At 65.7% G+C, this 12,428-nt stretch carries 10 protein-coding genes; 4 read left to right on the top strand and 6 right to left on the bottom strand.

Features of this window, described 5'->3' with window-relative positions; genetic code table 11:
* Positions 1 to 38 precede the first annotated feature (38 nt).
* Complete coding sequence (clpX, locus tag LQ955_RS09110) at positions 39 to 1,319, top strand: ATP-dependent Clp protease ATP-binding subunit ClpX (protein WP_304961642.1); 1,281 nt, start codon at positions 39 to 41, stop codon at positions 1,317 to 1,319.
* A gap of 115 nt (positions 1,320 to 1,434) precedes the next feature.
* Positions 1,435 to 2,676, top strand: coding sequence for a benzoate/H(+) symporter BenE family transporter (locus LQ955_RS09105; RefSeq protein WP_231027842.1), 1,242 nt, complete (start codon positions 1,435 to 1,437; stop codon positions 2,674 to 2,676).
* 132 nt (positions 2,677 to 2,808) lie between these two features.
* On the opposite strand, the gene LQ955_RS09100 is transcribed toward LQ955_RS09105, so the two are convergent.
* The 6 genes from LQ955_RS09100 to LQ955_RS09075 form a co-directional block, all read right to left on the bottom strand.
* Positions 2,809 to 3,402 (bottom strand): hypothetical protein, encoded by a 594-nt coding sequence (locus tag LQ955_RS09100; RefSeq protein WP_231027841.1) that lies wholly within the window; start codon positions 3,400 to 3,402, stop codon positions 2,809 to 2,811.
* A gap of 100 nt (positions 3,403 to 3,502) precedes the next feature.
* A complete protein-coding gene (locus LQ955_RS09095; RefSeq protein ID WP_231027840.1) occupies positions 3,503 to 4,003 on the bottom strand; it encodes a hypothetical protein in 501 nt (166 codons plus the stop codon).
* Positions 4,004 to 4,061: 58 nt separating this feature from the next.
* Positions 4,062 to 4,313 (bottom strand): hypothetical protein, encoded by a 252-nt coding sequence (locus LQ955_RS09090; protein ID WP_231027839.1) that lies wholly within the window; start codon positions 4,311 to 4,313, stop codon positions 4,062 to 4,064.
* Positions 4,314 to 4,350: 37 nt separating this feature from the next.
* Positions 4,351 to 4,794, bottom strand: a complete 444-nt coding sequence (locus tag LQ955_RS09085; RefSeq protein WP_231027838.1) for a GNAT family N-acetyltransferase — start codon at positions 4,792 to 4,794, stop codon at positions 4,351 to 4,353.
* A gap of 84 nt (positions 4,795 to 4,878) precedes the next feature.
* A complete protein-coding gene (valS, locus tag LQ955_RS09080; RefSeq protein ID WP_231027837.1) occupies positions 4,879 to 7,527 on the bottom strand; it encodes a valine--tRNA ligase in 2,649 nt (882 codons plus the stop codon).
* A gap of 168 nt (positions 7,528 to 7,695) precedes the next feature.
* The gene (locus tag LQ955_RS09075; protein ID WP_231027836.1) at positions 7,696 to 9,618 is read right to left on the bottom strand and encodes a phosphoenolpyruvate carboxykinase (GTP); all 1,923 of its coding nucleotides are present in this window, start codon (positions 9,616 to 9,618) and stop codon (positions 7,696 to 7,698) included.
* Between the two features lie 160 nt (positions 9,619 to 9,778).
* Here LQ955_RS09075 and LQ955_RS09070 point away from each other — a divergent pair, with 160 nt between their 5' ends.
* Together LQ955_RS09070 and LQ955_RS09065 are read left to right on the top strand one after the other, a co-directional pair.
* Positions 9,779 to 11,227 (top strand): helix-turn-helix transcriptional regulator, encoded by a 1,449-nt coding sequence (locus LQ955_RS09070; protein ID WP_231027835.1) that lies wholly within the window; start codon positions 9,779 to 9,781, stop codon positions 11,225 to 11,227.
* 270 nt (positions 11,228 to 11,497) lie between these two features.
* A complete protein-coding gene (locus tag LQ955_RS09065; RefSeq protein ID WP_231027834.1) occupies positions 11,498 to 12,424 on the top strand; it encodes a GDP-L-fucose synthase family protein in 927 nt (308 codons plus the stop codon).
* The last annotated feature ends 4 nt before the right edge of the window (positions 12,425 to 12,428 follow it).

The following is a 12,428-nucleotide window of genomic DNA, read 5'->3' as shown; positions in this document are numbered from 1 at the left end:
TTAGGCTGACTGCACAGGTTTTTACGAGGAGGATGAACATGGCACGCATCGGGGAGAGCGCGGACCTGCTCAAGTGTTCGTTCTGCGGTAAAAGCCAGAAACAGGTTCAGCAGCTCATCGCTGGCCCGGGGGTCTACATCTGCGACGAGTGCGTCGAGTTGTGCAACGAGATCATCGAAGAACGACTCTCTGAGACCGGCGAAGAAGCCGCGAGCGAGTTCGAACTGCCGAAGCCCAAAGAGATCTTCGCCTTTCTCGAAGAGTACGTCATCGGGCAGGAGCAGGCGAAGAAGTCGCTCTCTGTCGCCGTCTACAACCACTACAAGCGCGTTCGCGCGCGCAACACCCTCACCTCGGCCGACGCGGTCGCCAACGAGGTCGAGATCGCGAAGAGCAACATTCTGCTGATCGGCCCGACCGGCTGCGGTAAGACGTACCTCGCACAGACGCTCGCCAAGCAGCTCAATGTGCCGTTCGCCGTCGCCGACGCCACGGCGCTCACCGAGGCGGGTTACGTCGGTGAAGACGTCGAGAACATTCTGCTGAAGCTGCTGCAGGCCGCCGACTTTGATGTGAAGAAGGCCGAGACCGGCATCATCTACATCGACGAGATCGACAAGATCGCCCGTAAGGCCGAGAACCCGTCGATCACGCGCGACGTCTCGGGCGAGGGTGTGCAGCAGGCGCTGCTCAAGATTCTCGAGGGCACGGTCGCCTCGGTACCGCCGCAGGGTGGCCGTAAGCACCCGCACCAGGAGTTCATCCAGATCGACACCACGAACGTGCTCTTCATCGTGGCGGGCGCCTTCGCGGGCCTTGAAGAGATCGTGGCCGAGCGCAGCGGAAAGCGCGGCATCGGCTTCAACGCCCCGCTGCACTCCAAGCGCGACGACATCAACCTCTTCAGCGAGGTGCTGCCCGAAGACCTGCACAAGTTCGGGCTCATCCCCGAGTTCATCGGGCGTCTGCCCGTCGTGACCACTGTCACGCCGCTCGACCAGGTTGCGCTCATGCAGATTCTCACGGTGCCGCGCAACGCGCTCGTGCGTCAGTACCAGCGCATGTTCGAGCTCGACGGCGTGGAGCTCGACTTCGAGAAGCCGGCCCTCGAGGCCATCGCCGACCTCGCTGTGCTACGCAAGACGGGCGCCCGCGGGCTCCGCGCCATCATGGAAGAAGTGCTCGGCCCGGTCATGTTCGAGGTGCCCTCCACCAACGAGGTCGCCAAGGTGATCATCACGCGCGAGGCCGTCATCAACAACGCCGCCCCGACCATCGTTCCGCGTGAGGCTACTCGTCGCGTAGAGAAGTCGGCGTAAGGCGCTTGCGTATTGCTGGCTGCGCCGACGCTCCCTCGACGCGGAGGCCGTGCACCACTCCGCGCTAGTTCGCGCGTCGATTTCGGCCACAATATCCACTGTTTAGGGGCAAAAAGTGACGCGCGAGGGAGCTGACGCGCACGAGGCTCAGGGCGTCCGGCATCCACCGCCCGTGGGCCGAGCCAGCTCGCTCGCGCAACCGATTTCGGCGGGCATCGTTGCGGGAATCACCGGATTCGCCAGCTCGTTCGCGCTTGTCATCGCCGGCCTGCACGCGGTCGGGGCGACGGATGCCCAGGCCAGCTCGGGCCTGCTGACCCTCTGCTTCGGCGTCGCCATACTGTGCATCGTGCTTGCGCGGGTGTACCGGATGCCCATATCTTTCGCCTGGTCGACCCCCGGGGCCGCGCTGCTCATCGCCGCATCGGCCACCACGAAGAACTTCAACGCCGCCGTCGGGGCGTTCATCGTCTGCGGACTGCTCATCGTGCTGTGCGGGCTCTGGCCGGCGCTGGGCAGGGCGATCACCCGCATACCGAAGTCGATCGCGTCGGCGATGCTGGCGGGCATCCTGTTTCCCATCTGCCTTGCACCCGTGCTCGCCGTGGTGCAGATTCCGGCGCTGGCGATTCCGGTAGTCGTGGTCTGGCTGGCGCTCTTTCGCATCGCGCCGCGGTGGGCCGTACCGGCGGCGATGCTGGTCGCGGCGATCGGCATCGGTGTGTCGGCAGGCACGGGCTGGCTGACGGCTGCGTCGTCGTCTCTCGTGCCGCAACTCACGTTCGTGCCGCCCACGTTCGACCCGCTTGTGATCGTCTCACTCGGGTTGCCTCTGTTCATCGTGACCATGGCAGGGCAGAACGTGCCCGGCTTCGTGGTGATGTCGACGTTCGGCTACGAGGTTCCGCCGCGGCCGGCTCTCGTGGCCTCGGGCGCTGCGACGGCCGTCGGCGCGCTCTTCGGAGCGCACGCCCTCAACCTCGCCGCGATCACTGCAGCCATCATGGCCGGGCCCGACTCGCACCCCGACAAATCCAAGCGCTGGGTCGCCACCTTCACGTCAGGCTTCGTGTACATCGTGCTCGGGCTCTTCGCCGGCTTCGCAGTGGCCCTCATCTCGGCGTCGCCGCCCATCCTGATCACGGCGGTAGCCGGCCTCGCCCTGCTCGGAGCCCTCGTCGGCGCCATCGCGAATGCCATCGAGTCCGTGCCGCACCGCATTCCCGCCGTCGCCACCTTTCTCGTGACGGCATCGGGCATCGCTATCGTCGGCGTCGGCAGCGCCTTCTGGGGTCTGCTCACCGGCGGCCTCATCATGCTCTGGTCGGCGTCACCCTGGCCCCGCCGCCGCGCCTGAGGCCGGGACTTTGCGGCGCCGTGTTGACGGGGCGCCCTGCTTGGCAGTCCGTGTGCCGTGGCCGTGAAATCGGCGGAGATTCGAGGGGTGTGCCGCCGTATAGCGCCCACTGGTGTCGAATCTCCTCTGTTTTCATCGTGACCGGCCCGAAACGGAGTGCGTGCCCTTCGCCCGGAAGACATGCGCCATCCAGAGGAACGCATAGCCTGCGATGAGGGGTGTGATGACCGCGTCGATGAGGCCGAAGACGGCCGCGAACGAGATGGAGACGATGGCCGTACCGCTGCCCTGCCCCGGCGGCTGACCGGCACTCGTGACGAGGTGGCCGGCCAGAAAGATGAGGGCGAAGAATGCGGTCGGAATGGAGCTGATTCCGAACCCGGCCCACAGAACCGAACGAGGGCGATGTACGAAAGATCTGACCAGGATGCCGTGGCTCACGACCAGACCGATTGTGACGAGACCCACGCCGATCAGGCCGCCGATCGACAAGACCGTCGCGATTGCGATCGCAGTGGCCGCATGGCTCGCTTCGGGCGCTGCGTCGCCTGTCGACAGGCCTGAGAGCGCGTCGAGGAAGCCCAACGCGAAGGCGATGATCGTGACGACGACTCCATCGACGATCATGCCGCCCGAGACGATGAGGCAGCCGAGACTCCCGGCACGCAAGGCTGCCCGACGCTGCTCCAAGCCGAGCACGCCCGCCGGCGCGACGGCCGTGCTCATGCAGTGACTCCGACTCTCGCTCGAAAAACGTGCGCCATCCACCACCAGACCAGCGCCCCGATCACAGCACCGAAAAAGGCGTCGAGTACGAGCGCGATCGTTATGGCCTCGAGGTCGTGTTCGAATCCCACCGGAGCGCCCGGTGAAATGACCCCGCAATGACCCACCCGCCGAAATAGGCGATAAGCGCGGCGACGATGTTCGGGATGCACGAGATTCCGGTTCCAGCCCCGGTGATCGCTCGGCGGCGAACGTGCCCACCCGCCCGAAGAATCAGCATGCTCGTCACCAGACCTGCGGCGACCAGAAGCACTGCGCCGGCCGCTGTGGCTCCGACCGGAGCGCCGTACGCGTCGACGATGGCGCTGAATGCCGTCTGGGTGATGTGTCCGCTGCCGTCGAGGTAGTCGTCGGCAAAGGCTGCCGCGAGAAGACCGGCACCCATGAAGGCGAAGATCAGCGTCGCGAGGTTCATTCCAATAGCGACCAGAGCGAAGCCGATTCCGCCGGCGAGCTGAGCCGAACCACGCTCCCGCCGCGAGAGCCGCGGGGCCGCTGCAGCGCGCGGAGGAGCGGCGACGGCATCGGGGTGAGCAAGCATCTGCCCATAGTGCTCGAAATCCGAGCAATAGTCAATAAAGCTCGTCGAGCGCGACGGGTCAGTCGCCGAACTCCTCCGACTGCGAGACGGTAGCCTCGTCGGTGTCGGGGTTGTAGTCGATGCGGGTGCCGTCGTCGAACTCGACCACGGGGCGGCCCTCGAGCCACGTGAGGGTCCAATACCACATCGAGGTGTCGACGTTCTGCTCGGCGAGTTCGCCTTCGACGTCGAGAACGGCGTCGATGACGACCTGCGGCAGCCGCGAGGGTGGCTCGTCGCCGCTCGACCAGCGGGTTCCGACCGAGATCATCTACTCACTCCAAAAACGTCGTCAAAACGAAAAACGGCTACACCACCAAGTCGTACGTGACCCACGACGTACGACTGGCCAGCTTGTCGTAGAGCCGCTGGGCGGTCTCGTTGCTGTCGTCGGTGATCCAGCGCACAATGCCGAGGCCCCGCGACGCGGCGATCTTCTTCGCCTCGGTGATCAGCGCGGCGCCGACACCCGAGTTCCGGGCATCCGGGTTGACGAACAGGTCGTCGATGTACAGCCCGCGCTCACCGGCCAGCGGCCGGGCGAACTCGCGAAAATGCAGAACCCCCACGAGCTTGCCATCGTCTTCGGCCACAAGAGCTTCGGTCTCGTGGGCGGGGTCGATGAGCCAGCTCCACACGAGAACCGCGCGGTCGCCTTCGAGCTCCGTCTCGTAGAACTTGCCGTATGCCACGTAGAGGTCGTACCACGGAAAAAAGTCGTGGTCAGTGATCGGTCTGATCGTCAACGCCATTGTTGTGTGCCTTCCATGTGTGCCGTGGCTGCGAGGCCACGGCTGCTGTGTTGCGGGCGGAACCGTGAAGTGAGGGGCGGAGCTTTACTCGACACTACCGTTCTCGAGCACGATCTCGCGCACCTCGAGATCGTCGCCCGTAACGAAGTACAATTGCGCGATCTTGCCGACTTCACGCAAGTCTGCGGCCGCCAGCTCGAGTTCTGCAATCGTTTCGGCAGGCCCGGCGATGGTCGCTGAAGAAACCAGTGCCTTCTGCGACACCTTCGCGTCGGTCTTCGCCCGCCGGATGCTCACCAGCGCCTGCCCGGCAAGCCCGAGCAGCCCGGCGTGAGCCGGCAGCGCAGGCGCGAGTTCGGGGCTGAACGCCGCACCGTCACCCGTGCCCGCGCCCGTGGGCCAGACGGACGTGTGAATCGACCCCTCGCCGTGCGTCCACGACCACACTTCTTCGGTAGCGAACGGGATGAACGGGGCGAGCAGGCGCAGCAGAACATCCACTGCCGCCTGCAAGGCAAGTACAGCCGAGGCCTTGGCGGCCGGGTCGGAGGAGTCGCTGTAGGCGCGCTCTTTGACGAGTTCGAGGTAGTCGTCGCAGAACGTCCAGAAGAAGCTCTCGGTGACCTCGAGGGCACGGGCGTGATCGTAAGCTTCGAAGGCGGCCGTCGCGTCGACGATGACTTGGTCGAGCGCCGTCAGCATGCTGAGGTCGAGCGGGTGCGTGACCGCGTGCGACCCTTCTGGCAGCGAGAACGAGTACACGAACTTCGCCGCGTTCAGCACCTTGATGGCGAGTCGGCGCCCGATCTTGATCTGAGTGGGGTTCTGCGGGTCGAACGCGGCATCGGTGCCGAGGCGCGAGGAGGCGGCCCAGTAGCGCGCAGCGTCGGAGCCGTGCGACTCGAGCACGTCGGAAGGCGTGACGACATTGCCCTTCGACTTCGACATCTTCTTGCGGTCGGGGTCGACGATGAAGCCGGAGATCGCAGCGTGCTTCCAGGGCGTGCGGCCGTCTTCGAGGGCTGAGCGCAGCATGGTGGAGAACAGCCAGGTGCGAATGATGTCTTGGCCCTGCGGGCGGAGGTCGAAGGGTGCGACGAGCTGCCAGAGTTCGGGGTCGCGCTCCCATCCACCGGCGAGCTGAGGGGTGAGCGAGGAGGTCGCCCAGGTATCCATCACGTCGAGCTCGCCGATGAAGCCGTTCGGCGTGCCACGGTGTAATTCGTCGAAGCCGGGTGCGGCATCCGTCGACGGATCGACCGGCAGCGACGCCTCGGAGGCCACGATGGGCTGATCGAAGAGCGGGTTGCCGTCACCGTCGAGCGGGTACCAGACCGGAATCGGCACCCCGAAGAAGCGCTGCCGCGAGATGAGCCAGTCGCCGGTGAGGCCGTTGACCCAGTTGTCGTAACGCACCTTCATGAACGAGGGGTGCCAGTCGACCTCGGTCGCCATCTCGAGCAGACGCGTGCGCAGTTCTTCGTCGCGGGCGCCGTTTCTGATGTACCACTGCCGCGTCGATACGATCTCGAGCGGGCGGTCGCCCTTTTCGAAGAACTTCACGGGGTGCATGATGGGCTTCGGCTCGCCGATCAGCTCGCCCGAGTCGCGCAGCAGCTCCACGATGGCCTGCTTGGCGCTGAACACGGTCTTGCCCGCGATGGCCGAGTAGGCGTTGATGCCGGTTTCGGTCGTGATGACGTCGGGCGCTTCAGCGAGAATGCGGCCGTCGAAGCCGATGATCGCGCGGTTCGGCAGGTCGAGGTCACGCCACCAGATCACGTCGGTGAGGTCGCCGAACGTGCAGATCATGGCAATACCCGATCCCTTGTCTGCCTGCGCGAGGTGGTGGGCCACCACGGGAACCTCGACGCCGAACAGGGGAGTGGTCACGGTGGTGCCGAACAGCGGCTGGTAGCGCTCGTCGTCGGGATGCGCGACCAGCGCCACGCAGGCCGCGAGCAGCTCGGGCCGGGTGGTCTCGATGTAGATGTCCGCGTTGGCTGCGGCGTCGTCGCTCGCGCCGAACCCGTGCCGGTGGAACGCGAGCCGGTGGTACGCGCCGGGCTGCTCTTTGTCTTCGAGCTCGGCCTGCGCGACGGCGGTGCGGAACGTGACATCCCACAGCGTGGGCGCCTGCGCCTGATAGGCCTCGCCGCGCGCCACGTTGCGCACGAAGGCGAGCTGGCTGGCCCGCATCGAGGAGTCGGCGATGGTGCGGTAGGTCTGGCTCCAGTCGACGGAGAGCCCGAGCGTGTGCCAGAGCGCCTCGAACTGCTTCTCGTCTTCGACGGTCAGGCGCTCACAGAGCTCGATGAAGTTGCGTCGGCTGATCGGCTTCTGGTCGGCAGCCTTCGAGCTCTTGTTGTCGCCGCCCTCGAACGGCGGCTCGAAGTCTGCCTCGTAGGGCAGGGTCGGGTCGCAGCGCACGCCGTAGTAGTTCTGCACCCGGCGTTCGGTGGGCAGACCATTGTCGTCCCAGCCCATCGGGTAGAACACGCTCTTGCCGCGCATGCGCTGAAAGCGCGCGTGCAGGTCGGTGTGCGTGTACGAGAACACGTGCCCGATGTGCAGAGAACCGGATGCCGTGGGCGGAGGTGTATCGATCGAGTAGATGTTCTCGCGCCGAGCCATTTCACGGTCGAATCGGTACGTTCCGCGTTCGCTCCACAGCGCATCCCACTTGCTCTCGAGGCCCTCCAGCGCGGGTTTGTCAGGAATGTTCGCGGTCATGGTGGAGCCTCCAGGCATATGGGCGGCACCGAGTCGAAGGTGCCTGATTGTCGTTGCACCCATTCTACGGGACCGCGAGCGCCTCGCCAGGCGGAGCCCGGGCAGCAGAAAGGGCCGGCACCCTCACCCGCGAGTACCGGCCCTTCGTGCGCGACAGCGCGAGACGCGCTAGTTGGGCAGCTTGGCGAGCCCCGCGCGCAACTTCTTCAGTTCGGCGTACAGAGCCGCGGGCATCCGGTCGTCTCCGAGCGTGCCGAAGTACTGCTCGGTCTCGTTGGCTTCGGTGAGCCACGCCTGCTTGTCGAGACCGATCAGGGTCTGCAGCTCTTCTTCGGTGACGTCGGTGCGCTCGATGTTGAACTCGTGAGCGAGCGGCAGGCCGCCGATGGGCGTCTGGCGCGCGGCGACTTCACCCTCGAGGCGGCGGATGATCCACTCGACCACGCGCGAATTCTCGGCGAATCCGGGCCAGATGAACTTGCCCTCGTCGTTCTTGCGGAACCAGTTGACCTGAAAGATCGGGGGAGCGTCGGAACCGAGCGTCTCGCCCATGTCGAGCCAATGCTGAAAGTAGTCGGCCATGTTGTAACCGACGAACGGCAGCATGGCGAACGGGTCGTGACGCAGCTGGCCGACCGCACCGGTAGCGGCGGCGGTGGTCTCCGACGCCATCGTGGCACCGACGAACACGCCGTGCGACCAGCTCTTCGCCTGGGCGACGAGCGGAACGGTCGAGGGGCGGCGGCCGCCGAACAGAATGGCGTCGATCTCGACACCGGCGGGGTCGTCCCATTCCGGGGCGATCGAGGGGCACTGGTCGGCCGTGACGGTGAACCGGGCATTCGGATGCGCGGCGGGAGTCTTGGAGTCGGGAGTCCAGTCGTTGCCCTGCCAGTCGATGAGGTGCGCCGGCGGGTTCGGGGTGAGACCCTCCCACCACACGTCTCCGTCGTCGCGCAGCGCGACGTTCGTGAAGATGGTGTTGCCCCACATGGTGTCGACCGCGGTCTGGTTGGTGACGATGCCCGTACCTGGGGCGACGCCGAAGAAGCCGCGCTCGGGGTTGATGGCGCGCAGTTTGCCGTTCGGGCCGGGGCGCATCCAGGCGATGTCGTCGCCGATGGTCTCGACCTTCCAGCCCGGAACGGTCGGCTTCAGCATGGCGAGGTTGGTCTTGCCGCACGCCGAAGGGAAGGCGGCCGCGAGGTGGTAGACGTGCTGCTCGGGTGAGGTGACCTTGATGAGCAGCATGTGCTCGGCCATCCAGCCCTCGTCGCGGGCCATGACCGACGCGATGCGCAGGGCGAAGCACTTCTTGCCGAGCAACGCGTTTCCGCCGTAGCCCGATCCGAACGACCAGATCTCGCGAGTCTCCGGAAAGTGCGCGATGTATTTAGAGGGGTTGTGCGGCCAGGCGACGTCGTCGCTGCGCACGCCCGCGGCATCCACCAGCGGAGCGCCGACGCTGTGCAGCGCGGGAACCCACTCGGTGTCGTCGGTGATGAGGTTGAGCACGGGGGTGCCGATGCGCGTCATCAGCGCCATGCTCACCACGACGTAGGGCGAGTCGGTCAGCTGCACGCCGACCTGCGACAGCGCGCCGCCGACGGGGCCCATCGAGAACGGCACCACATACATGGTGCGGCCGCGCATGCTGCCGGCGAAGAGGGGGAGCAGTTCATCCTTCATCGCGCTCGGCTCGCGCCAGTTGTTCGTGACGCCGGCGTCGATCTCTTCGGTCGAGCAGATGAACGTGCGGTCTTCGACACGGGCGACGTCGGCCGGGTCGCTGCGGGCCAAGAAGCTGTTCGGGCGCCATTCCGGGTTGAGCCGGATGAGGGTGCCCTGCGAGATCATCAGCTTGGTGAGCTGATCCCACTCGGCGGTCGACCCGTCGCACCAGACGATCTCGTCGGGCTGCGTCAACGCAGCGACGTCAGAAACCCAGGCTGCAATGCCTGCGTCGATACGAAAGGGGCTCGCGGGGCCGGCGACGGCAGCGATCTCGCCGGTCTCGACGAGGCGAAGGGCGCTGGCCTTGGGGGCGCGGTTGTTGACTGGCTCGGGCTGGTCACTGCGCAGAATGCTCATGGTGTGTCTCCTCGTCGTCGATGCTGACGCAGCCAATGACAATGCATCAGCGGGTGGCTTTTCGGGGAATTTTGTTTGCGTTCTTCAACTTTGCGCCCAATTTGCGTTAGATTCTTCTTTGTTCCCCCGAAAGATTCCCCGTTCTTTACAGGAAGCAAAGATGCCCACGTCTACCTCGACCGACCTCATCACTCTGGGCCGTCGCATCCGGCATTTCCGCAAGAATGCCGACCTCACGCTCGACCAGCTGGGCGAGCGTGTCGGCGTCGTCGGCAGTCAGCTTTCGCTTATCGAGAACGGGCGCCGCGAGCCCAAGTTCTCGCTGCTGCAGTCGCTGTCGAGCGAGCTGAACGTGCCGCTGGCCGAGCTGCTGAGCGACGAGGCTCCGGATGCCCGTACCGCCCTCGAGATCGAACTCGCCCGGGCGCAGAGCGGCGACCTCTACGCCTCGCTCGGACTGCCTCGGGTGCCGGCCAGCCGCAACCTGCCTCAAGAGACGCTCGAGGCCCTCGTGGGGATGCACCGCGAACTCATCCGGCGCGCGACCGAATCCATCGCGACGCCCGAAGAAGCTCGCCGGGCCAACACCGAGCTGCGCGACGCCATGCGTGAGCGCGACAACTATCTGCCCGACCTCGAGAAGCTCGTCGAGCAGATGCTTGCCCGCGTGGGGCACCAGGGCGGTGCGCTCAGCCACCGCACCGTGAGCCTGCTGGCCGAAGACCTCGGCTTCAGCCTGATCCACGTGAACGATCTGCCGCACTCGGCGCGGTCGGTCACCGACCTGGCGAGCGGGCGCATCTACCTGCCACCGGCATCCATTCCCGGCGGTCACGGCCTGCGGTCGATGGCGCTGCAGGCGATGGCGCATCGCGTGCTCGGCCACCAGCCGCCGAGCAACTACGCCGAGTTCTTGCGGCAGCGGCTCGAGATCAACTACTTCGCGGCGGCGTGCCTGATGCCACAGACCGCCTCGGTCAAGTTCCTCGCGGCGGCCAAGGCCCGGCGAGACCTGTCGGTCGAAGACTTTCGCGACGCGTTCGGTGTCACGCACGAGGCCGCGGCGCTGCGGATGACCAACCTCGCCACCTCGCACCTCGGCATCGACGTGCATTTCCTTCGCCTCACCGACGACGGCGCCATTCAGAAGGCCTACGAGAACGACGGCCTGCCGTTGCCGCACGACGTGACGGGCGCGGTGGAAGGGCAGTTCGTCTGCCGCAACTGGGCCGCGCGCATCGCGCTCACTCGCACAAATCGCTCGACCGAGTTCTACCAGTACACCGACACCCCGAGCGGCACCTTCTGGTGCGCTACCCAGACCGGAACGACCGCCGCGGGGGAGTTCTCCATCAGCTTCGGCACCTCCTTCGCCGACGCGAAGTGGTTCCGCGGCCGCGACACCGAGAAGCGCTCGCTCTCGCGCTGCCCCGACGAGTCCTGCTGCAAGCGCCCGCCGAGCGACCTCGTCGACCGCTGGTCGGAGAGCGCCTGGCCGAGCGCGCGCCTGCACGCCCACGTGCTTTCGCCCCTTCCCTCGGGCAAGTTCCCCGGTGTTGACGACCGCGAGGTCTACGAGTTCCTGCAGGCGCACGCCGAGTCGGCGTAAGCCGCGCGGGCGTGCTGCCTCCGGGCCCGCCGCGCTCGCCGTGCCGCCGCTGAGAACTCGCGGCACTTTCGTCGGAGCTGACGCATTATGTCGACGTATTGCGGACATATCGCGTCAGCTCCGACCTAAGCCCTCCCCGTAACCGGCGCGGCCTTTCTCGGCCGATTCAATGCTCTGTAAGTGAGTCGGTTTTGCTTATCGAACGCTAAGAATTAGGGTGTGTAAGTCTTTGCGAATTGGTGGGGTTCGCACGAATTCGAAAGCAGAGAAGTGAAACAGAAAGACGTGCTGGTCACGGGGGCGACCGGCGTCATCGGCTCGGCGGTTGTAAACAATCTCGCAGAGCATGGTTACTCGGTCTACGCGGCGTCGTCAGACCAGGCCGATCTTCGTGACGAATCGGCGACGATGGCGCTGTTCCAGACCGTCGCTCCGGAGTTCGTCGTGCATCTGGCGGCTCGTGTGCACGGCCTGATGGGAAACCTGAAAAGCCCGGGCGCGATCTACTACGACAACATCCGCATCAACTCGAACGTCATCGAGGCCGCTCGGGTCTCGGGTGCCACGAAGATCGTGGCCATGGGCTCGGTCGCGATGTACTCCGACGGACTGAGCCTGCCGATGTCTGAGGCCGACATCTGGGCCGGCCCGCCGCACTCGTCTGAGGCGGGTTACGCGCACGCGAAGCGCGGCATGCTGGCTCAGCTCGACGCGTATAAAGAGCAGTACGACACCGACTTCGCCTTCGCTTTGTCAACGAACCTGTTCGGGCCGAACGATCGCTTCGACGAGGTGTCGGGGCACGTGCTTCCGTCGCTCGTGTCGCGCTTTCACCGTTCGGTGCGCAACGGAGAGCAGATGGTGGTGTGGGGTGACGGCACGGCCCGTCGCGATTTCTTGTACAGCAAAGACGCCGCCGAGGGGCTGCGCGTGCTGCTCGAAAGCGGAAGCGGCGTCTACAACCTCGCCTCGGGCCGTGAGGTGTCGATTCGTGAGACCGTCGACGTTCTGAAAGACGCCTCGGGCTACCAGGGCGAGGTGGAGTGGGATGCCTCCAAGCCGAACGGTCAGCGCAACCGCTCCTACGACATCTCGAAACTGACCGGCCTCGGCTGGAGCCAGACGACCTCGTTCGGCGACGCCATCGGCGAAACCTACGAGTGGTACGACCACCACTACACGACCGCGCGTCGTTGACCGC

The sequence above is a fragment of the Subtercola endophyticus genome (assembly GCF_021044565.1).
Classification (GTDB): domain Bacteria; phylum Actinomycetota; class Actinomycetes; order Actinomycetales; family Microbacteriaceae; genus Subtercola; species Subtercola endophyticus.
Note: the sequence above shows the minus strand (reverse complement) of the source record. Positions and strands in the feature narration are given on the sequence as shown.

What these genes read in the sequence shown, in the direction of transcription:
- LQ955_RS09095 (WP_231027840.1), bottom strand. Translation starts at nt 4,003, where the DNA reads ATGCTTGCTCACCCCGATGCCGTCGCCGCTCCTCCGCGCGCTGCAGCG.
- LQ955_RS09090 (WP_231027839.1), bottom strand. Translation starts at nt 4,313, where the DNA reads ATGATCTCGGTCGGAACCCGCTGGTCGAGCGGCGACGAGCCACCCTCG.
- LQ955_RS09085 (WP_231027838.1), bottom strand. Translation starts at nt 4,794, where the DNA reads ATGGCGTTGACGATCAGACCGATCACTGACCACGACTTTTTTCCGTGG.
- LQ955_RS09075 (WP_231027836.1), bottom strand. Translation starts at nt 9,618, where the DNA reads ATGAGCATTCTGCGCAGTGACCAGCCCGAGCCAGTCAACAACCGCGCC.
- valS (WP_231027837.1), bottom strand. Translation starts at nt 7,527, where the DNA reads ATGACCGCGAACATTCCTGACAAACCCGCGCTGGAGGGCCTCGAGAGC.
- clpX (WP_304961642.1), top strand. Translation starts at nt 39, where the DNA reads ATGGCACGCATCGGGGAGAGCGCGGACCTGCTCAAGTGTTCGTTCTGC.
- LQ955_RS09100 (WP_231027841.1), bottom strand. Translation starts at nt 3,402, where the DNA reads ATGAGCACGGCCGTCGCGCCGGCGGGCGTGCTCGGCTTGGAGCAGCGT.
- LQ955_RS09070 (WP_231027835.1), top strand. Translation starts at nt 9,779, where the DNA reads ATGCCCACGTCTACCTCGACCGACCTCATCACTCTGGGCCGTCGCATC.